Raw genomic sequence first — 21,085 nt, 5'->3', positions numbered from 1 at the left:
GCCGGAGGCGTCCTCTCCTCTCCTTCCCGTCCATTCCCCTCCCCCATAACGGCAAACGCCCCCGGCCGGGAATGTCCGGCCGGGGGCGTCGCGTCATGCTGTTGGCTGGTCAGGGTTATTTCGGCACGGCCCAGCTGGGCAGGGTGGTCAGGTCCACGCCCCAGACATAGGGCATGAGGAAATAGACCGTCAGGGTGATCTGGATGATGCCGAGGATGTTGAGCCAGAAGCCCGTCTTGGCCATTTGTCGTATGGTCACCGCGCCCGAGCCGAAGACCACGGCGTTTGGCGGCGTGGCCACGGGCAGCATGAAGGCGTAGGAGCAGGCGATACAGGCCGCGACGATGGGGCCCAAGGGGTTGATCTTCATGCCCACGGCGATGGCGCCCATGACCGGGATCATGAGCGTGGCCACGGCGGTGTTGGAGGTCACTTCGGTCAGGAAGATGTTGAGCGCCACGATGCAGGCAATGATCCACACGAGCTGCATGCCCTCGAGGTCGACGAGCAGGCCGGCGATATACTTGGTCAGCCCCGTCACCTGGAAGCCGTCAGCCAGGCACAGGCCGCCGCCGAAGAGCAGGATCACGTCCCAGGGGATCTTGACCGCCGTCTTCCAGTCGAGCAGGAACACGCCGCGCTTGAGGTCCGAGGGGATCACGAAAAGCATGAGCGCGCCGAAAATGGCCACGGAAGCATCGGAGACGCCCTTGAATATGGGCCACTTGACCAGGCCCATGACGATCCACAGCGTGGCCACCATGGCGAACACGCACACGATGAGCTTTTCTTCCTTTTTCATGGGGCCGAGCTTGTCCAGTTCGGCCTGGATCAGCGCCTCGCCGCGACCTTGCAGGATGTCTCCCTTGACCCGGTAGAGCACCTTGGTCAGCAGCAGCCAGGCAATGATGAGGAACGTGCCGGCCAGGGGCACGCCCACCTTCATCCAGTCCAGGAAGCTGATGGTCTGGTGGTAGAGCTTGTCGAGCTGGGCGACCATGATGGTGTTGGGCGGGGTGCCGATGATCGTCGCCAGGCCGCCGATGGACGCGGCGTAGGCCAGGGCCAGCATGAGGCTGACGGCGAAGGGGTTGTGCTGGAGGTCATGGTCGCCGGTGATGTCGGCGCAGGCTTTGATGATGGCGAGGCCAATGGGCATCATCATGACCGTGGTTGCCGTGTTGGACACCCACATGGACAGGAAACCCGCGGCCACCATGAACCCCAGCACGATGCGCGAGGGGCTCGTGCCGACGATGCGGATGGTGTGCATGGCGATGCGATAGTGCAGGTTCCAGCGTTCCATGCACACGGCGATAAAAAAACCACCCATGAACAGGTAGATCAAATGGTTGGCGTAGGGAAGCGTCGCCTTGGACGTCGGCATGATCTGAAGCACGGGGAAAAGTACGATGGGAACCATGGACGTTGCGGGGATGGGGATGGCTTCGCTAATCCACCAGACGGCCATGAGCACGGTGGTTGCCGCGCAGAACAGGGCCTGTTGCGTCATCCCTTCAGGCACAGGCAGCATGCAAATGATGAGGAACAAGACTGGACCTAGTGGCAAACCGATCTTTCTCATTGTGTCGACCATCAATATGCTCCTTGGCGCGTAGCTCGTACAGTCTTTCTGTGACAACCGTATCCGTCAGGCACTTCGTAACACGGGTTGTTGCACAAACCTCCTTCTGTTGCCGCTGTTGCTCCATGCCCCTGATCTCCCTGCTTGCAGGGAGGCGTATTTCTCCTTACGCCCGTGCAAGTCGAGGAGCGGAGCATTGGAACGCGGAAAATAAAATCCGCGCCCGAGCCTTGACAGTTTGCCGCTTGTTCATGGTATCACCGAAAACAGGGTTAGATGCAAGATAGTTATAATCTAACGGACGTTTTCTAATGCCAAAGGGAATCCAGAACCTCATTCTCGAGATGGTCCAGAATTGCCCACGGCCGGTGAAAAGCATTGCTTCCGAGGTGGGCAAACCCTACTCGACCCTCATGCGTGAACTCGACCCGGAAGACCGGGGGGCGAAGCTCGGCGTGGAAATGCTGCTGCCGCTCATGCAGGCCTGCGATTCCACGCTGCCGTTGCGGTACCTGGCCGAGGAGATGGGCTACCGGGTGGCGTCCGTGCGCGACATCGCACCGGACAAGCCCACCTTTCACGAGGAACTGCTCGATACCTACCAGGCGCTCGTGGAATACCACCGGGCCATGCTCGAAGGCCGACCAGTGGAATATGTGGCCAAGTGGCGCGAGGTGCTCATCCGCCAGCTCAAGGAAGATTTCGCGTTCTACGTCACGCGCCGCAACGGCGAAGACGTGTAGCGCCGGGAAGGCCTGAAGGGGGGAGGAAGGGGGGCGCGTCAGCGCGCGGCCGCGCCCAGGGGGGCGCGCCGGTCGCGGACCACGGAATTGCCGGCCTGCGCCTTGGCCAGCTTTTTGACAGAGGCCACGCGGTGGCTCAGGTCCTCGAACGTGACGGACGTCTCGAACAGGCATTCCAGAATGCCGATGGACAGGGTGATGAGCGGGATTTCCCGCACCCGGCCCTCGCGGTCCTTGCCGCGGATGTGGCCGCGCCGCCTGTCCTCGGGCGTGTAGAGCGAGGGAACCTCGGCCGCGAACAGGGCCACGGCCGCTTCCGCGATGGCGTCCGTCGCCTCGGGCGCGGCGATGACCACGAAATCGTCCCCGCCGACGTGGCCGAGGAAGTCCCCGGGCGCGCCTTCCCGGGCCAGGGCCTCGCGCAGGGCGCGGGCCGTGAGCAGGATGACCCGGTCGCCCTGGCTGAAGCCGTACACGTCGTTGTAGACCTTGAAGTTGTCCAGATCCACGTACATCATGCAGGAAGGATGCCCGTCGCGGGCGCGGCGGGCGAATTCGCGCTCGATGGCCACGTTGCCGGGCAGTCCTGTCAGGGGATTGGAGCCCTTGGCCAGTTCCACCTGCACCTTGGCCAGGGTGTCGAGCATCTTCTGCACGGACACCGTGCCGGCCAGCCGTCCGGCGCGGGTGACGACAATGTCGTCGTAGATCTTGGCCGGGGCGCGGTTCATGGCCTGGCGGGCGGCCTCCTCGATGGGCGTGTCGTGCTCCACGCAAAGGGGGCTTGCGTCCATGAGCCGGGTCACGCGTTTCCTGTGATAGAGGTCCACGCCGAATTTCGAGCTCAGCGCCTTGTCCAGGTTGTAGTTCATGACGAGCCCGGCCGGGATGTCGCCGTCCACGACCACGGCCGAGCACATGACCGGCTTGTCGGCCAGCATTTCCTTGAGTTCTCCGATGCAGCGATCCGTGCCCACGGCCAGGCAGGGTTCGATCAGGTCGCCCACGGGCGAGGCGCATTTCCAGTCGCCGGCCGCGACCTGGCCGTAGCCGGCCCTGGGCGGCATGGCCCGGCCGCCTTCGGGCTTGGGAAAGGCGGGCATGCCCAGGTGGTAGCCCTGGCCGGCGTGCACGCCCATGGACACGAGCGAGGTCAGGGCCAGCTCCGTTTCCACGCCCTCGGCGATGACCTTGGCGCCGATTTTTTCCGCCACGAGCACCAGCGTCTCGACCATGACCCGTTTGAAGGGGTTGCTCGCGATGTCGCGGGTGAGCGCCACGTCGGCCTTGAAATAATCGGGCCGCAGCCGCGCCAGGAGCATCATGTTGGAATGCCCCGCGCCCACGTCGTCGATGGCCGTGAGAAAACCCCGGAAGCGGTAGCCGTCGAGCAGTTCCGGCAGGGCGAGCAGTTCGCCGGGGCTGAGACGTTCGGAAAATTCCAGTACGATCTGTCCCGGGGCCAGTCCGTGTTCCTCCACGAGCCTGGAGAACGCGCCGATCTGGCTGTCGCGGGCGCACAGGCAGGCCGGGCCGACGTTCAGGAAGAGCTTCTGCCGGGAGGTGAGCTCGCCGACTCCCGCCAGGGCCAGCCGCCACAGGCCCTGTTCGACCTCCAGGGCCTTGTCCGTGGAGCCGGTCATTTCGAAAAGGCGCAACGCGTCCTGGATGGGGATGCCCGAGGGGCTGCGCGCATAGGCCTCCCAGCCGAGGACCACGCCCGTGGTCAGGTCGGCGATGGGCTGGTAGACCACGCCGGCCAGGCCCTTGGCGAAAAGCGTGGCCAGTTCGCAGCGGGAAGGGACGGCGTTGTCGTCGATGCTCTGGCGGGAGAGCCGCTTGGCCTTGCACACCGCCGCGAACAGCGCTTCCGGGGCGGGCAGGCCGTCTTCCGGCTCCAGGCAGGCGAAGCCGATGCGCAGGTCCAGGTCGCCGCCGGCCAGTTGCCTGGGCTCGTCAGCCACGGCGGCAAGCACGGCCGCGCGGTAGGCGAGGTAACAGTAGAAGAGTTCGCCCTGGTCTCCCGCCTCGTGTTCGAACAGGAACACCGCGTCGCCCGGCGAGGCCTCCTGGATGAAAAGCAGGGTGCAGCCCGGAAAGCTCGCGGCGAACCGGTCCACGGCCGCGTCCAGGCAGGCGCGCAGGCAGGCGCGGCCCGTTTCCACGCCGATTCCGGCGAATTTGAGGTGGAAGTCCGCGGCCTCGAATGTGATGAGGGCGAGCCGGTCCTCCCGGACCACGGGGGCGTCGTCCAGAAGCGCCGCCATGTGCGGCCGTCTCCGGCCCGCCGTTCCGGTCAGTCCCTTGTTTTGTTCCAGCATGTGCTTGAACATGATGGAGGATGGGATGCGCGTCGGTTCCATGCCGCCTCCGCAGAAAGCCGCAGGTTGGCCCTGCGCGGGGCACTCCATCCCCGCGCGCGGTTTTTCTCCCCACGGAGAGGCGGCGGAACGACGACGTTTTTATGACAAATGCATGTCGCTGCAGGCTGGCGGTCAGCCTGCGGCCAGGGTCGCATCCAGGGTCGGCGTGGCGGACACGCCCGGCCAGGCGGGCACGGCAATGACGCCGAAGCTGCGGATGCTGCCCGAATCCGCGTACAGATACTGGAGCGTCTGGATGTCGAGCGTCGAGAAGGTGCTCTTGTAGGTGGCGGTCTCGTTGTAGGACATGACCGTGTAGTCGGTGTTGTCGAGCACCGCCGGCAAGGTCTGCGTGTAGGCCGTGTCGTCGAGGCCCAGCGTGTGGCCGATCTCGTGCAGCACGGTTTCATAGCCGAGGCTGCCCGGCAGGGGGGTGCCCAGGACCGCGCCGTATTCCGCGTTGTCGAGATAGACGTAGTCCTGGCGGTCGATGGTCGTGCCGCCGTCGGCGTTGTTGCCGATGGTCGCGCCGGTCATGGTGTAGGCCATGACGTCAGGGTCGGCGATGTCGGCCGTGCCGAAGGCGATGTCCGCCGTCAGGGGATTGGCCGTTTCCACGAAATTGAGGCCGGTCAGGGGCTCGGAGGTGGCGTAGACGAGGCGCACGGCCGCCTGTTGGGTGGCGTTTAAGGGCGCGAAGTCGTTTATCGGCTCCTCGTTGTCCGCAGGCACGAGCGGCGTGGTCATGAAGGCGTAGGTGACGGTCAGCCCGGCCGTGGGCGTTTCCGCGGTCCACAGGGCCAGGCCTTCGTAGACGAGGGAATCGATCAGGACGTTGCCGTTTCCGCTGGCGAAGACATCGGACGAGAGAGTCTGGGCCATGACGCGCCTTCCGTAAGGTGGATTGTGTACTGTAACGGCTACGACGATTCTTCGTCCGCCGCAAGAGCCTTATGCGTTATTTCCCTGAAGGGACAAACACGCCGTCCCAGTCCTTGGGCGGCGGCGCGGCGAGATAGGCGCGGCAGCGCGCGGCAAAGGCCCGGGAAGGGGGATCGCCCCCGCGCGCCGCGTCCGCGGCCAGGAACCCGTCGAGGGCAGCCGCGAAATGCCGGTTGCCGTACGCCTCCCTGGCGGCGCGGAAGGTTTCCGCAAAGGCCGGGACCGGCGCGCCCCGGGGACCGAGGGGTTCGCACACGGCCACGGCCGCCGTGCGCCCGACCACCCGCACGCGGTCGAGCTCCCGAAAGGGGAAATCCTCCCCGGCCGCCGCGAACACGGCCCGGCTGGCCAGGATGGCCGTGCCGTACTGCTTGTTGAGGGACTCCAGGCGCGAGGCCAGGTTCACGGTGTCGCCGAGGATGGTGTAGTTGAACCGCGCGCGTGAGCCGACGTTGCCGACCACGGCCGGCCCGTGGTGCAGGCCGATGCGCGCGGCAAGCGGCGGCAGGCCGCGAGCGGCGAAATCCCGGGCCAGCGCGGTCATGGCCGCGTCCATGGCCAGGGCCGCGCCGAGCGCCTTGGACGCCTGGGCGTCGTCGGGCAGGGGCGCGCCCCAGAAGGCCATGACCGCATCGCCGATGAATTTGTCGAGGGTCCCGCCCGCCGCGAGAATGATGTCCGTGGCCGGCGTGAACCAGGCGTTGAGCACGCCGATGAGGTCCTTGGGCGAGAGCGGCTCGGAAAAGCGCGTGAAGCCGGCGAGGTCGGAGAAGAGCACCGTGACCACGGCCTCCTCGCCGCCGAGTTCCAGCCGCTCGGGCCGGCGCACCAGGTCGCGCACGACCACGGGCGAGAGGTAGCGGGAAAAAGCCTTGGCCAGGAAGCGCTTTTCCCGGGATTCCACGAGCCCCCGGTAGAGCGTGGCCGCCGCGCCGCAGGCGAGCAGTCCCGCCGCGGGGAGCGCCGGCGGCAGCCAGAAGAACCGCCAGACGAAAAGCGCGGCCGAGAGCCCCCCGAGCCCGGCGACGAGCCCGAGCGCCGTTGTCGCGGCCGCCAGGGGGCGCAGGCGGAAAAAGAGCGCGCCGGCCAGGGGGAGCGCGATCCCCAGCCGTTTGAGCGTCGTTTCGGGCGACCATTCCCTCCCCGGACCGTTGCCAAGGAGCGTGGCCAGGATGGCGGCGTGGATTTCCGGGCCGAAGGCCGGCTGGCCCGTGGCGCGGGTGAAGGGCGTGGCAAAGGCGTCGGCCTGCCCGAGGGGCGCGGCCGAGGCGGCCATGGCCCGGCCGACCACGACGATGCGGCCCCGGATGCGCGCGGCCGGCAGGGGATGGTCGGGATCGAGCACGGCGGCGTAGGAGACCGTGTCCATGGTGCGCGCCGGGCCGGGGTAGTCGATGAGCCCGGCGGCGTCCGGGATGTCGCCGCGGCCCGAAACCAGGCCGTGGGCCGCAGCCGCCAGCGTTGGCAGTCCGGCGTGGCGCGTCGCGAAGCGGCGCACGACCCCGTCCGGGTCGGGGGTCAGCACCGCGAGCCCCACGCGCGCGGCGGCCCGGGCGAAAAGGGGCAGGGGATCGATGCGCACCTGGCGGGAGAACGCCGGGTCGTCCACGCTCTCCAGGGCGCTGGCCAGCACCGCCGCGCCCGAACGCGCAAGCGCCTGCGCCAGGGCGGCGTCGTCGGCCGGGGCGGAGGGTGCGGCAAAGACCATGTCCAGGACCACGGCCCGGGCTCCGGCGTCGCGCAGCCGGTCGATAAGCCTTGCGTGCAGGGCGCGCGGCCAGGGCCAGGGCAGGCCGATTTCCTGGAAGGAGGGCTCGTCCACGGCCACGACCAGGATGTCCGCGGGCCGTGTCGCGCGCACGCGCAACAGCCAGGCCGCGTCGAGGGCCATGTCCTCCAGGGAGCGGCCCTGGGGCGTGGCCGCAACGAGCAGGACGAGGCCCCAGAGGCAAAGTCCCGTTCCGGCTCCCAGCAGCAGGGCGCGCAGCCTGCCGCGTTCCATGCGATGTTCGCCGGCCATGTGGTCGCCTAGAAATACCAGCCCAGTTTGAACACGATCTGCCGGTCCGGGTAGAAGGCGTCCAGGGCCACGGCTTCGCGCTGGTAGGTGAAGCGCGTGCCGGTGAGGTTCGTGCCGGTCACGGAGACGAAGCCGCGTTTGCCCGGGAACTGGTAGGAGAGCTGGGCGGAAAGCAGGCCGAAGAGCGTTTCCGTGCGCCGTTCGCCGCGCACGTTTTCGTAGCGGCGGTCGAAATAGTACTGCTGGACCGCCGTGCCGGAGATGCCCGCGCCGAGGCCGGATTCGTGCAGGAAATTGAGCGCCAGCACGCCGTTGGCCTCGAAAAAGTCGTTCTCGGGGTAGCGCCTGGCCGTGGCTTCGGTCGGCAGCAGGCGCTTGGCCACGCCAAAGGCCGACAGCCCCAGATACGGAGCGAGGATGCGGTTGATGCCGAGCGTTGCCATGTAGCGGTTGACGGTGACGTCGATTTCCCGGTCGTAGCTGGCGTAGGGGTCGTACTGGGGATTGACGACCTGATGGAAGTAGAGCCGGGCCACGGTGAAGGTGTCCTGGTCCCACTGCGCTTCCCAGCCCGCGCCGAGTTCCGTGACCGTGGAGCCGTCGTCGGCGTTGAGCCGGCCGGGAAAGCCGGCCACTTCCGAGGGCTGGATCACGGATTGGAAGAGCGTGTGGGTGTTGAGGTAGCGCTGGAAGGCCAGGCGCAGGGTGTGCGCGTCGGTAAGTTGCCAGTTGAGTCCCAGCCGGGGGCTTACAAGCTCCCGGTGGACCGGGTCGGGCCAGCCGTAGCGGGGCGAGTCCACGGCGTCGTAGCCGAGGCCGATTTCGGCAACCACGCCCGGGGCGAGCTTCCAGTAGTCCATGGCGTAGACACTGCCGGAGCGGTTGGCCGGGTTGTAGTGGTAGCGGAAGGCGGCGTCCTCGGCGAGCTGCCCGTAGTAGACGTAGAAGTCGCGGGACTTGCGCAGGTAGTCCAGCTCGCCGTTGAAGTAGTCGCCGCCGGCGAGGACGGTGTGGTTGCCGAGCACGAGCTGCTGCTGCGCCTGGAAGCTCGCGTACTGCTGCCGCGTGCGCCTGTTTTGCAGGTAGGACTCCACCATGGGCGCGTCGCCGCCCTCCGGCGTGGAATAGTAGTACGTGCGGTCCTTCCAGTCCCAGAGATTGTTCGACGCGGCAACATAACCGATGAAGGTCGCGAACGGGCCGAAGCGGCGGACGTAGCCCAGTTCGGCGCTCTTGTTGTCGAAAAACTGCTTCTGGTTGGGCGAGTTGGCGTAGAGCCAGTCGCTGAGGCCCGTGTTGTCGCCGGCCCAGGTGTCGTTGGAGGTGGCGGCGGCGAGCAGGGCGTCGCGCACGGTCGGATCCCACTTGAGCTGGGCGAAGCCGTAGAGGGAGCGCGAATCGCCGTTTTTTTCGCGCATGCCCTGGTCGTCGTTCCACGCGCCGTACACGTCGCCGGCCACGCCCGGCACGCCGCCGTAGGCCTCGGCCGAGGCCGACCAGACCGGCTTGCCGTTGCTCCAGAAGCCCGCGCCGCCCACGGTTTGCAGGCGCAGGTAGGGCATCTCGAACATGGGCGTGTAGTCGTTGTAGAGGGTAAACGAGTTCTGGTTGGCCGGCGAGAGCAGGCGGTAGAGGAGCAGTTCCGTGCCCGAGGCCCCGGTGCGCTGGCGGGTGGCCATGTAGGCGTTGCTCATGAACAGGTGCGCCGAGGGGTTGCGGGGATCGTTTTTCACCGCCGTGACGGCCTTGGAATAGGCCCAGTCGCCAAGGCCGAGCAGGATGAAGGAGCGGGCGAGGTCCACGTTGCGCACGGCCAGGTCGCGGTCGAGGGTCAGGCGCGAACGGAACACGGCCTGGTTGTCGTTTCTGGCGATGCTGGCGTTTATTTCCCGCACGGCCTCACCCGGCCGGTTGAGGTCGGTCAGCGCGATGCCCTTGTAGAGGTGCGGCGTGGGGTCGCGCGGGTCCAGGCGCGCGGCGTAGTCGTAGGTGGCCAGGGCCTTGTCGAACTCGCGGTTCTGGTAGAGCGCCTTGCCGAGCGACGACTGGAGCAGCGACAGGCGCGGCGAAAGCAGCGTCGCCGCGAGCATGCGCTCGAGGCCAAGGGCCTTTTTGCCGCGCGAAAAGGCGACGTAGCCGAGTCCGAGCCAGGCGTCGCCGAGGCCCCGGTCGCGTTTGCGCGCCGTCTCGAAATAGGCTTCGGCCCCGGAAAAGTCGCGGAAGCCCAGGCGCACGAATCCGGCCGTGGCCTGGACCAGGGCCTCGCCCGGCGCGGCGGCGAGAGCCTTGCCGATGGTGCGCCAGGCCGCCTCCAGTTCGTCGGAGCCCAATTCGATGCGCGCCAGATAGACGGATGCGGCGACAAAGGACGGATCGAGGGCCAGGGCGCGGCGAAAACGCGCCTTGGCCGCGGGCAGGTCGAAGGCGCTCATGGCGGCGAGCCCGGCCGTCGCCTGCGCCAGGGCGGCGTCCGGCGCGGCCTCAGCCAAAGCCAGGGCCGCCCGGGAGGCCTCTTCGCGGCGGTTTTCAAAAAGGGCGACCTGTGCGGCCAGGGCTTTTGCGGGCACAGAGCCTGGGTCGCGCGCCAGGGCCAGGTCGAGCCAGCGGCGGGCATGGCCCGGTTCGCCGGCCATGAGCGCCACGTAGGCAGCGGCGCAAAGGGCCGGGGCGTCGGCGTCCGCAAGCCGTTTCTGGTCCTGGCGCAACGCGGCGAAGGCCTGGGACACGTCCCCCGCGCCGGCCTTGTCCAGGGCTTGGCGGGCGAGCGCGTCGGTCTCGCCGCGACCCGCGCCGGCAAGAAGCGCGGCCGGGTCGGCCAGGGCCGGATAATACAGGGTCCACTGGACGGCGTGTTCCGGGTTGACGAGCACCTGCTTGGTCGGGGCCTCGCCCGGCCGGGCCGAGCCGATTTCGCCGGCGGCCAGGGCCAGTTCGCCCTTTGCGTTAAAAAGCGTGAGCGCGCCGCCAAGGAGCGCAACGGACGTGTCTCCGTCGGGCCCGACCCGCACCACGAACTCCGTGCCGCGAATGGCCGCGGTCAGCGCCGGGGTGGCCATTTCGAAGCGGAAGCGCTCGGCCTCGTTTTTGAGCCAGACCTCGCCCTGCGGCACCTCGTAGAGGCTGGCCTCCCGCGTCGCCGCCGCCTTGGCCGGCACGAGCCCGCCCCCGGCCAACCGGGCCGAGGCGACGGCGGATTTGAGCACGAGGATGGTGTTTTCGTTGAGCTTGATCTGCGATTCGTCCGCGCACAGTACCGCCGCCCGCGAGGCCGGGCCGGTCCGGAGCGCGTCGCCGGGGAAAAGGTCGCTGCCAGGGGTCGCCTCGCGCCAGTCCGGTGCCCCGGCCGGGCGCAGGCGCACCTCGCCGCGCGCGTCGATGAGCCGCCCCACGGGGGGCGCCGCGGCAAGGGCCGCAAGGGGAACGCAGCAAGAAAGCACTGTTGCGAAAAGGAAAAGGCTGGCGGCAAGACTGCGGCACATGGCGGTCCTCCGGCGGCGGATGGGGATACTGGCAAGGCGTGGCCGCAGCCTAACCGATGCGCCGGAGGAATGCCACCGTTTGCAAGAGGGGAAATCAGTCCGACCGCTTTTGTATCCAGAACTGGTACATTTCGAGGAAGGTATCCTGGTGTTCCATTTCGTAGACGTGCCAGTTGGCGAGGTTCGTTGCGGCGGGATCGTCCCTGAAACGCCGCTCGTAGTCGTCGAGGATCTCCGGTTCGATATCGAAGCCGAGAAAGCAGAGGCCGTGTTGCGCGAGAAATTCTTCTATCAGCGGCAGCGTGAGCGTCTGTTCGCTGACGTGGAAGAAGAGATCGCGGCAGCCGCTTATCGTGAAGACGTCCTGCAACAGCAGCCGGCGCAAGGGATCGCCTTCCGTCAGGGACAACAGCTCCTGCCGGCAGCGGCGCAGCGACGCCGTGGTCGCGTTGTAACCTTTCACCTGGAGCATGACCCGGGCGCGGGGGATGTCGCGCCGCGCGAGCGCGCTGTAAAAGCCCAGGCGCATGACGCCGCCCGGGCGCAACAGTCCGGCAAGGGTGCGCCAGCCCGCCCAGGGATCGGCCAGATGGTGCAGCACGCCCGAGGATTCGATGTAGTCGAAGGTCCGGTCGAGCCCGGCAAGCGCCAGGATGTCGGCCTGGGCGAAGGTCGCGTTGTCCGCGCCGGCTTCCTGCGCCTTGCGCTTGGCGTAGGCGAGGCTGGCGAGGCTTAAGTCCACGGCCAGCACCCGCGCCCCGCGGAAACGCCGGGCCGTCTCCAGGGTATGGCGGCCCGAGCCGCAGCCGGCGACAAGCACGTCGAGCCGGTCGCGCTCGCCAAGAGGCGCATACGGCGCGCGCGGGAAGCGGCGCGCGAGAAAGGCGTCGAGGTTTTGCGGCGCGTCGGCCGGCGCGGTGCGGGCCCAGCGCGGGTAGGGGTGCTCCTCGTACTGGCGGCGCACGCGAAGCGACACCTCGTTTACGATGGGGGTGAGCTGCGGCATGGTTTCGCGAAAAGTCCGTTCGGTAAGGACCCGGCGCACCTGCGCCTCGAGCACGCCGGCCACGGCCGCCGGCCAGGGGCGCTGCGCCAGCGCGGCCGCGTCCGGGAGCCCGGCCAGGGGCAGGTAGCAGGCCGCGGCGAGCAGGGCGATGGCGGGCGCGTCCGGGGCGGCGAGCGACGCCGCGAGCACGGCGGCCTGGCGCTCCTCCGTTTCGGTCACGGCGAACGCGTATTCGTTGATGTGGCACTGCACGGCCAGGGCGGCGAAAAAGCGCGAGGACGCCGGATCGGTGCGCGCCTGCGGCCCGGCAGGAACGGCCAGGGCGAGGAGCGCCCGCCGTGCCAGGGTGCAGAACCGCTCCAGGGGCAGGGCGCACACCGGGCCGGATTCGAGCAGGGCTAAAAGCAGGGCGTTATCGCCAAGGACGGCTGGTCCCTGCGGTCCGAAAAGCGCCTGCGGCTCGATTTCACCGGGCCAGGCGGCGACGGCGCGCGCAAGGCACGGGCCGACCTCGGGATCGTGCTCCAGGACCCGCGCGGCCGCCGGGGCCAGCCGTTCCGGCCGGTCCCAGGGTTCGGCCAGGGCGCGGGCGAGGCGCGGCGCCAGGCGACCGGCCAGGGCCCCCGCCGGCAGGCGCGCGGCGCAGGCCACGAAGAGCCGCTTCGCCTCGAGTCCCTCGCTGCGGTCCAGGGAGCGTTCGATCCAGGCCATGGCCTCCAGGGGATCGGCATGGCGGGCGAGCAGGCAGCCCGCCAGCAGGTCCAGGGCTTGCGGCAGGTCGGGGGCCAGGGCGAGGGCTTGGCGCGCCGCGGCCTCGGCCTCGTGCGGGCGGCCGAGGTCGGCCAGGACCAGCCCCCGCCCGGTGTGGGCGAAGGCGTAGTCCGCGGCGACGGCCAGCGCCCGGTCGTAGCTCGTCAGCGCTTCCTTAAGCCGGCCCAGGTCGCGCAGGGCGTTGCCCCGGTTGTACAGGGCCTTGGCGTGGTCCGGGCAAAGGGCCAGCGCCGCGTCGTAGCTGGCGAGCGCCTCCCCTGGCCGCCCGAGCGCCTCCAGGGCCCCGCCCTGGTTGGTCAGGGCCGGCAGGAAACCCGGGGACAGGGCGAGCGCTTTGGCGTAACGGGAAAGCGCCGCGGCGTTGTCCCCGGTTTCGGCCAGGGCCAGACCGTAGTTGACCTGCACTTCGGCGGCATGGGGCGCAAGGTCCGCCGCCCGGGCCAGACTGTCCAGGGCGTCCCGCGCCTGCCCGCGCGCCAGACGCAGCGACCCGAGCACGGCGAAGCCGAAGGCGTCTTCGGGATGCGCCCTGGCCCATTCTCCTGCCCGTGCCTCGGCCTCGTCGTTTCGCCCGGCGCGCAACAGCGTGGCGATGGCCTGTTTCGGGTCGCTTTGATGGTCCTGTGCCGCCGCTTGAGGATGCGCATGCATGGCAACCGCCCGGGCTTGGAATTTACGGAGATTACGTTCACGGTTACCAGAAGTCCCGTGATGTACCAAGCCGTTTTCCATCCCCGGCGCGCCCCTTATTTCCGCAGGCGGGGCTTTACGCCTGCGTGGGAGTGGGCTACCCAGGGAAATGGAAAAAGGCCGGCGCGGTTTCGCCCGCCCTGCGCGAACCCATGACAAGGAGGAACGGCATGGCGCACGACGCCAAAGCCTGGAGCCCGTATCTGGCCGGGGGCCTGTCGGGGCTCGTGTCCGTGGCCTCGGTGCTGGTCGCGGGCAAATATCTCGGCGCGTCCACGACGTTCGTCCGCGGCGCGGGCATGGCCGAACGGCTCTACGCGCCCGAGGTCGTGACGACGCTCGCCTATTACCTCAAGGAAAAACCGGTCATGGACTGGCAATTCCTGTTCGTGTGCGGCATCGGCATCGGCGCGTTCCTGGGGGCCGTGCTGTTTCGGGATTTCCGCGTCCAGGCCGTGCCGGACATGTGGCGGGGACGCTTCGGCGGCGGCGTCTGGCTGCGCGCGCTTACGGCGTTTTGCGGCGGGGCCGTGGCCATGTTCGGGGCCAGGCTCGCGGACGGCTGCCCGAGCGGGCACGGGCTTTCCGGGCTGTCCCAGCTGGCGGTGTCCGGTTTCGTGGCGGCGGCGGGCTTTTTTCTCGGCGGCATCGTCATGGCGAGGCTCGTGTACGGGAGGGGCGCGCAATGACGCTCACCTACGGACTCCTCACGGGCGTGCTGTTCGGCTTCCTGCTCCAGCGGGGCCACGTGCTGCGCTACGACAAGCAGCTCGGGGCGTTGCGGCTCGTGGACATGACCATCGTCAAGTTCATGCTCTCCCACATCATGGTGGCCATGGTCGGCATCTACCTGCTGCATGACCTGGGGCTGGTCAAACTGTCGCTTAAGACCACGGCGCTTGGGGCCAACGCCATCGGCGGCCTGTTGTTCGGCCTGGGCTGGGGGCTTGTGGGCTACTGTCCCGGCACCTCGGTCGGGGCCGTGGGCGAGGGCCGGCTGGACGCGATTTTCGCCATCGCCGGCATGCTCGCCGGCGCGGCGGTCTTCGCCAGGGCCTACGACGCCCTGCTGCCCACGGTCTACGCCTGGGGCAATTACGGCAAGATCAGCTTGCCGGGGCTGCTCGGCGTCAACCATTGGATCGTCATTGTGGTTCTGCTCGCCTGCTATGCGGGCGTATTGCGTTTTCTGGAGCGCAAGGGACTCTGAGGTCGCGGCGCAACACCCATACAGGAGGAAACAGTATGGCGGTATTCCACTGCAAGAACGCGGACGACGTCCTGCGGGCCGTCAAGGATTACAACGTCTCCTTCATCCAGTTCTGGTTCATCGACGTGCTCGGGGTGCTCAAGAGTTTTCAGATCACCCCGCGCGAGCTCGAAAACGCCTTCGAGGAGGGCATGGGCTTCGACGGTTCCTCCATCACCGGATTCACCAAGATCCAGGAATCGGACATGGTGGCCTTTCCCGACCCCACCACGTTTCAGCTCGTCGCTTGGCGGCCCTCGGACCGTCCGGTGGCACGGCTTTTCTGCGACGTGAAAAACCCCGACGGCACGCCGTTCGCGGCCGACTCGCGCTACGTGCTCAAGCGCATGCTCAAAAAAGCCGCGGACATGGGATTCACCTATTACGTCGGCCCGGAACTGGAATTTTTTCTGTTCGCCAACTCTTCCCAGCCGCAGATTCTCGACCGCGGCGGCTATTTCGACGCGCCCCCCCGCGACCTCGCCAACGACGTGCGCCGCGACATCAACTTCGCCCTGGAATCCATGGGCGTGGCCGTGGAATACAGCCACCACGAAGTGGCCCCCAGCCAGCACGAAATTGACCTGCGCTACCAGGAAGGCCTGATCATGGCCGACTACGCCCAGACCTACCGCGTGGTGGTCAAGGAGATCGCGCGCAAGCACGGCTGCTACGCCACGTTCATGCCCAAGCCCCTGTTCGGGGAAAACGGCTCGGGCATGCACTGCCACCAGTCCCTGTTTCGGGGCTCGAAAAACGCCTTCTACGACGCCTCGGACACCTACCACCTGTCCGGCGAGGCCAAGAGCTACATCGCGGGCCTGTTACGCCACGCCCCGGAATTCGCGCTGGTCACCAACCAGTGGGTCAACTCCTACAAACGGCTGGTGCCGGGATACGAAGCCCCGGTGTACATCGCCTGGGCGCGGCGCAACCGGTCGTCGCTGGTGCGTGTGCCGATGTACAAGCCCGGCAAGGAGGCGGCCACGCGCATCGAGCTGCGCAGCCCCGACCCGGCCTGCAACCTGTACCTGTGCTTCGCGGCGATGCTCGGCGCGGGGCTCAGGGGCATCGAGGAAGGCTACGAGCTCGCGGCGCCCATCGAGGAGAACATCTTCAAGATGAGCGACGAGGAAATGGCCGCAAAGGGTATCTCCTCCCTACCCGGCAGCCTGCGCGAGGCCGTGGACAACCTGGAGAAAAGCGAACTCATGCGCGAGGTTCTCGGCGACCACCTGCATACGGCCCTGCTCGACAACAAGAAGGCCGAGTGGGACGCCTACCGTACGCAGGTCACGGAGTGGGAGATCGAGCGCTACCTGCCGATCCTCTAGCCGCTCCGGCATAACGAACCGTCAACGAAGATTGCACGCAGGGGCCGTCCGCCGGACGGCCCCTGCGTCCGTTTCAAGGAGTCCTGTCATGACCGGGGAACCCTGTCCCTGCGGCTCGGGCCGGCCGTACGCGGCCTGCTGCGGCCCCTTTCTCGAAGGCGCTGTCCCCGCGCCCACGGCCGAGGCCCTCATGCGTTCGCGCTACACGGCCTACGTGCGCGCCGATTGCGATTATCTGCGCCGCACGCTCTTCCCGCGAAAGCGCGAAGGCTTCAATGCCGCGGCGACCCGGGCCTGGTGCGCCGACGTCGTCTGGACGGGCCTTGCCGTGCTGCGCACGGTCACTGGCGGCCCGAACGACGAGGCCGGGGTCGTGGAGTTCAAAACCGCCTTCACCAAGGGCGGCACGCCCCATATCCTGCACGAGGTGAGCCGGTTCCGCAAAAAAGGCGGCGAATGGTTCTACGTGGACGGCGAACCCGGCGGCGCGGCGCAGGAAACGGCCGGGACGCGCCCCGCGCCCAAGCCGGCGGTGGGGCGCAACGATCCCTGCCCCTGCGGCAGCGGCAGGAAATACAAGCGCTGCTGCGGCGCGTAGCGCGGCCCCCGGCAACAATGCGGGAGTGCTTTTGAACAAAAACAACGGAGCAACGGCGTCGGCCTCGAAGTCCGTGCGTTCTTCGAGGGCGCGGCACGGGGCCTGAGGCCCGGGGCGCAACCATGTTGGCGACCGCTGCCCTGACCTTCGCCCAGTCCGGCCTGGCCCGGGTTCTGCGCCCGGGCGACGTGACCGTGGACGCCACGGCCGGCAACGGCCACGATACGCTGTTTCTGGCCCGCCGTACCGCCCCGGGCGGCGTGGTCCACTGCTTCGACGTCCAGGCCGAGGCCCTGGCGCGCACGGGGAGCCTGCTTGCCCGGGCGGGGCTCGCCGACGCGGCGCGTCTCCACGCCTGCGGCCACGAACGCCTGCGGGAGGTCCTGCCGGCCGACGTTTGCGGCCGCGTGCGGGCCGTGGTCTTCAATCTGGGATTTCTGCCCGGCGGGCCGGGCGGGGACGCCGCCGTGGTCACGCGGCCCGAGACCACGCTTGCGGCTCTTGCGGCCGCCCAGGCCGTGTTGGCCCCGGACGGCCTCGTGGCCGTGGTCTGCTACACGGGCCACGCCGGCGGGCTTGAGGAAGCCGCCGCCGTGGCGACGTGGTGCGCCGGCCTCGACTTCGCCGCCTGGCGCGCGGCCCGCTACGAACTCGCCAACAAGCCCGGGGACGCCATCATCGCCTGGCTCCTGGAACGCGCGGCCGGAAAAAAGACGGCGACGGGATGAAGCGGGCTCCATGGGAGAGGCCGGCCGTATCCGGTTTCACAGCCAAGTTTCGCCAACGGCCGGGCGCCAACGGCGTGTTGCATCCTGCAGCGCCGGTTCCCCATGACAGGGAAGAGGAATCGGTGCTACGCGTGACGCTGTCGGGGTCCACGCCGTGGTAGCCGCGCCGGGCGGCCTGTTCGCCGGTGAGCGGTAACTCGCGGAAATCCTTTGCAACAGGAGGTAGACCGATGGTGCGGCTCCTCGATCCCTGCGCGCGGGATGCGATCATGGCCATCCTTGGGCCGGCATTCGCCAGCCATCCGATGTTTCCGGCGGGCACGTCACAAGGGAAAGTCGATGCCTTGCTTGGGCTTTTCCTTGATACGTTCTTCGTTCCCGATCACTCGTATCTCTTCGGCATCGACAAGGACGACCGGTTGGCCTGCGTCGCACTGGTCACCGATCCCCGCCATGAGCCCAAAGGGCTCGCGAGCGGGATTTTTTTCTGTCGGGTGCTGCCCATCCTGGGGCCGTTCGCCCTGGTGGCATTCGCTCGGGCGTTTTCCGGCCGTCCCGTCTACGACCAGCCTTACCTGGAGCTTTTTTTGATAGGGACTGCCCCCGGTGCCCAGCGGCAGGGTCTGGGGAAGGAGATGCTGCGTTTCCTGGCCGGCTTTTCCGGGGAACAGGGTTTTCGGGGGCTCATTCTCGGCGTCGCCAGGAACTCGCCGGCCTACGGCTTCTATGCTCGTGAAGGGTTCGTCGTCGATAAGGAACTCTCCTACCGGGGCATGCCCATCTGCTGCATGCGCCGGGAGAATTGAACCGCCGGAAGGCGGAATGAAACGGCGCGGCTTCCGGTCCTCCAAAAAACACAGACCCCCGCCGGGGAAGCGAGGGTCTGCTCAAGGAGGGAGGAGAGAGAGTGTCTCGTCTTGGCCTTTCCGGTGTGGTGCGCACCGGGCTGGCCCGGCGGCGGCCAGCCAGAGGGGTGACCGGGTCGCCGTCAAGTATGAAGTAAACACCGACCATGGAGGGGGCATGGCCGGCGCATGAACTTTGGGTAGGGTTGCGCAAAACGAAGCCCCCGCCGTGGGGAGGCGGGGGCTTCGCGTGAGGAGGGAGACGTGGGCCATGGCCTTGGGCGGGAGGGGGAACGCCCGCCATGGTGTTTCGCAACTTGGACGAGGACGGCGCGGGCCGGAGAGGGGAAGCCGCTTGCGCCGTCGAGAGGAAGATAGGACCGGGCCATGGACCCTGCATGGCCGCAACATGAATTCTGGTTAGGAATTGCCCCCTCCCTCAAACGAAAATCCCCGCCGGGGAGCGGGGATTTTCGTTTGAGGGAGGGGAGAGCGACCATGGGGCCTTGCGGAAGGGAGGGGCCAACCGCAGGCGCAAAAAACAGAGGGCTTCTTTTGGGCTTCTTGGCTCGGCCGGCGTCGCCGACTTGACCGACGTGTATCCATTAGGCCGGGCATATGGAGGGCAGATTGCCGCAACATGAACGAAAGTTCATGTTGCGCGCGACCCGCCGGTGGGGTCGCGCGTCAGGCCTTGGCGCGGGGAAAGGCCAGGGTGACGCGCAGGCCGGGGGCGTTGTCCGCAAGGCGCAGCGCGGCCCGGTGCAGGCCGGCCACGGCGGCGACCAGCGACAGGCCCAGGCCGCTGCCCGGGGTGTTGCGGCTCGATTCCAGGCGGGCGAAGCGTTCGAGCACCAGCTCCCGGTGCTCGGCCGGCACGCCCGGGCCGGTGTCGGCCACGGTCAGTTCCGGGCCCGTGGCCGGCGCGGCCACGGAAAGCGCGATCGTGCCGCCGGCAGGAGTGTACTTGACGGCGTTGTCCAGCAGGTTGGCCAGGGCCTGGGAGAGCAGGTGGCGGTTGCCAGGCACGGTCACGCCCGGGGTGAGCGTCACGGTGAGTGTCAGCCCCTTTTCCTCGGCCAGGGGATCGTAGAGCTCGGCCACGTCCGCGGCAAGGCTGGTCAGGTCGATGTCGGTGAAGTCCTGGCGGCGCGCTCCGGATTCGGCCTGGGCGATGGTCAGGAGCGCGTTGAAGGTCATGAGCAGGTTGTCGATCTCGGTGACGGTGGTTTCGAGCACGGCCCGGTATTCCTCCGGGGTGCGGCTTTTGGCCAGGGAAAGTTCGAGCCCGGCGCGGATGCGGTTGAGGGGGCCGCGCAGGTCGTGGGCGATGTTGTTGGACACCTGCTTGACCCCGTCCATGAGCTTGGTGATCTGGTCGAGCATGGCGTTCAGGTTGCCGGCCAGCCGGTCGAACTCGTCGCCGGCCCCGCGGCTGGGGATGCGGCGGGTGAGGTCGCCGGCCATGATTTCCCGGCTGGTCTTGTTGATCACGTCGATGCGCTTGAGCATCCAGCGGCTGGTCAGCAGCCCCCCCACGCCGCCGAGCACCACCGTGAGCCCCAGGCCCCAGATGAGCGCGTCCATGATCAGCCGCTCCATCTTGAGGCGAAGCGACACGTCGCGTCCGACCAGCAGGTGGAAGTTGCCGGGCAGCAGGAAGTAGCGCATGCGCACGCGCCTGGGCTCGAAATTTTCCGTATCCTCAAGCGTCGCGTCGAACCAGCCCGAGCCCGTGTCGCGGAATTTGGGCCATTCGGGCAGGTTGCCGGCCAGGGGATTGAATTTCCAGTCCGTGAGCAGGTAGACGCTCGAGCCGGCCTTGTCCTTGGCCACGCGGGACTTGATGACGCGGATCAGGCCCGTGAGCCCCAGCTGGCTGTACTGTTCGGCCAGGCCCTGGATCTCGGCGTTTATGGTCTCGTCGGTCTGGCGCTCCATGAAACCGGCGGTGGAGGTGTAGATGAACCACAGAAGCACCAGCACCGACAGGCCGAAGGCGGCCATATGCACGATGGACAGGCGCAGGGTCGAGGAACGCAGGAGCTTAGTTGGAATCACGCAGGCTGTATCCCGCGCCCCGGATCGTGGCGAGCAGGGGTTTGTCGTGGCCTTTGTCGATCTTCTGGCGCAGCCGGCTGATGTGCACGTCGATGACGTTGGTCTGCGGGTCGAAGGAATAGTCCCAGACGTTTTCGAGCAGCATGGTGCGGGTGACCACGTGCCCGGCGTGGCGCATGAGGTATTCGAGCAGGGCGAATTCCTTGGGCTTGAGTTCGATGGGCTTGCCGGCGCGCTTGACCGTGCGTGCCACGAGGTCCATCTCCAGGTCGGCGATCTTGAGCGTGGTGTCCGGCGGGTCGGCCCTGCCCCGGCGCAACAGCGCCTCCAGGCGGGCGAGCAGTTCGGCGAAGGCGTAGGGCTTGACCAGGTAGTCGTCGCCGCCGGCCCGCAGCCCCTTGACCCGGTCGTCCACGTCGCCGAGTGCCGAGAGGATGAGCACCGGCGCGTGGTTGCCGGCCGAGCGCATGGTGCGCACGATGGTCAGCCCGTCCACGCCCGGCAACATGCGGTCCACGATGACCGCGTCGTAGTTTTCCGCGGCCACGCGGTACAGGGCTTCGCGACCGTCGGCCACATGGTCGGCGACGTAACCGGATTCCTTGAGCCCTTTGACCATGTAGGCCGCGGCTTCCAGGTCGTCTTCCACGAGCAGCAGGCGCATGCCGGCC

Annotated in this window: 15 protein-coding genes; 7 read left to right on the top strand and 8 right to left on the bottom strand. The window is 67.8% G+C overall.

The window, feature by feature from the left end:
* Positions 1 to 115 precede the first annotated feature (115 nt).
* Entirely contained in the window at positions 116 to 1,597 is a 1,482-nt protein-coding gene (locus Q368_RS0115495; protein ID WP_029459966.1) for an SLC13 family permease, read from the bottom strand.
* Between the two features lie 299 nt (positions 1,598 to 1,896).
* On the opposite strand from Q368_RS0115495, the gene Q368_RS0115490 reads away from it, so the two are divergent.
* Complete coding sequence (locus tag Q368_RS0115490) at positions 1,897 to 2,328, top strand: phage regulatory CII family protein (protein WP_029459965.1); 432 nt, start codon at positions 1,897 to 1,899, stop codon at positions 2,326 to 2,328.
* Positions 2,329 to 2,366: 38 nt separating this feature from the next.
* On the opposite strand, the gene Q368_RS0115485 is transcribed toward Q368_RS0115490, so the two are convergent.
* The 5 genes from Q368_RS0115485 to Q368_RS0115465 form a co-directional block, all read right to left on the bottom strand.
* On the bottom strand, positions 2,367 to 4,691 hold the full coding sequence (locus Q368_RS0115485; RefSeq protein ID WP_052360194.1) for a bifunctional diguanylate cyclase/phosphodiesterase: 2,325 nt from the start codon (positions 4,689 to 4,691) through the stop codon (positions 2,367 to 2,369).
* A gap of 132 nt (positions 4,692 to 4,823) precedes the next feature.
* Entirely contained in the window at positions 4,824 to 5,573 is a 750-nt protein-coding gene (locus Q368_RS0115480) for a zinc metalloprotease (protein ID WP_029459963.1), read from the bottom strand.
* 76 nt (positions 5,574 to 5,649) lie between these two features.
* A complete protein-coding gene (locus tag Q368_RS0115475; protein WP_029459962.1) occupies positions 5,650 to 7,653 on the bottom strand; it encodes a CHASE2 domain-containing protein in 2,004 nt (667 codons plus the stop codon).
* Positions 7,654 to 7,661: 8 nt separating this feature from the next.
* Positions 7,662 to 11,132 (bottom strand): FecR domain-containing protein, encoded by a 3,471-nt coding sequence (locus Q368_RS0115470; RefSeq protein WP_029459961.1) that lies wholly within the window; start codon positions 11,130 to 11,132, stop codon positions 7,662 to 7,664.
* 94 nt (positions 11,133 to 11,226) lie between these two features.
* Positions 11,227 to 13,560, bottom strand: a complete 2,334-nt coding sequence (locus tag Q368_RS0115465; protein WP_029459960.1) for a methyltransferase domain-containing protein — start codon at positions 13,558 to 13,560, stop codon at positions 11,227 to 11,229.
* Positions 13,561 to 13,769: 209 nt separating this feature from the next.
* Here Q368_RS0115465 and Q368_RS0115460 point away from each other — a divergent pair, with 209 nt between their 5' ends.
* The 6 genes from Q368_RS0115460 (at position 13,770) to Q368_RS0115435 (ending at position 18,314) form a co-directional block, all read left to right on the top strand.
* Positions 13,770 to 14,288: a YeeE/YedE thiosulfate transporter family protein gene (locus tag Q368_RS0115460; protein WP_029459959.1), complete on the top strand. Its 519-nt coding sequence runs from the start codon at positions 13,770 to 13,772 to the stop codon at positions 14,286 to 14,288.
* Entirely contained in the window at positions 14,285 to 14,809 is a 525-nt protein-coding gene (locus Q368_RS0115455) for a DUF6691 family protein (protein ID WP_029459958.1), read from the top strand. Before Q368_RS0115460 ends, Q368_RS0115455 begins: the two co-directional genes overlap by 4 nt.
* Positions 14,810 to 14,844: 35 nt before the next feature.
* Positions 14,845 to 16,182: a glutamine synthetase family protein gene (locus tag Q368_RS0115450; RefSeq protein WP_029459957.1), complete on the top strand. Its 1,338-nt coding sequence runs from the start codon at positions 14,845 to 14,847 to the stop codon at positions 16,180 to 16,182.
* An 88-nt stretch (positions 16,183 to 16,270) separates the two neighbouring features.
* Positions 16,271 to 16,780 carry a YchJ family protein gene (locus tag Q368_RS0115445; RefSeq protein WP_029459956.1) on the top strand — a complete coding sequence of 170 codons (510 nt, stop codon included), beginning with the start codon at positions 16,271 to 16,273 and terminating at the stop codon, positions 16,778 to 16,780.
* Between the two features lie 122 nt (positions 16,781 to 16,902).
* Complete coding sequence (mnmM, locus tag Q368_RS0115440) at positions 16,903 to 17,508, top strand: tRNA 5-(aminomethyl)-2-thiouridylate-methyltransferase MnmM (RefSeq protein ID WP_029459955.1); 606 nt, start codon at positions 16,903 to 16,905, stop codon at positions 17,506 to 17,508.
* Positions 17,509 to 17,738: 230 nt separating this feature from the next.
* Positions 17,739 to 18,314, top strand: coding sequence for a GNAT family N-acetyltransferase (locus Q368_RS0115435; RefSeq protein WP_029459954.1), 576 nt, complete (start codon positions 17,739 to 17,741; stop codon positions 18,312 to 18,314).
* A gap of 726 nt (positions 18,315 to 19,040) precedes the next feature.
* On the opposite strand, the gene Q368_RS0115430 is transcribed toward Q368_RS0115435, so the two are convergent.
* Both Q368_RS0115430 and Q368_RS0115425 read right to left on the bottom strand, forming a co-directional pair.
* The gene (locus Q368_RS0115430; protein ID WP_029459953.1) at positions 19,041 to 20,414 is read right to left on the bottom strand and encodes a sensor histidine kinase; all 1,374 of its coding nucleotides are present in this window, start codon (positions 20,412 to 20,414) and stop codon (positions 19,041 to 19,043) included.
* Entirely contained in the window at positions 20,401 to 21,078 is a 678-nt protein-coding gene (locus Q368_RS0115425) for a response regulator transcription factor (protein ID WP_029459952.1), read from the bottom strand. Before Q368_RS0115425 ends, Q368_RS0115430 begins: the two co-directional genes overlap by 14 nt.
* Between the last annotated feature and the right edge of the window lie 7 nt (positions 21,079 to 21,085).

It is taken from the genome of Solidesulfovibrio alcoholivorans DSM 5433 (genome assembly GCF_000702665.1).
GTDB classification, from domain to species: Bacteria; Desulfobacterota; Desulfovibrionia; order Desulfovibrionales; family Desulfovibrionaceae; genus Solidesulfovibrio; species Solidesulfovibrio alcoholivorans.
Note: the sequence above shows the minus strand (reverse complement) of the source record. Positions and strands in the feature narration are given on the sequence as shown.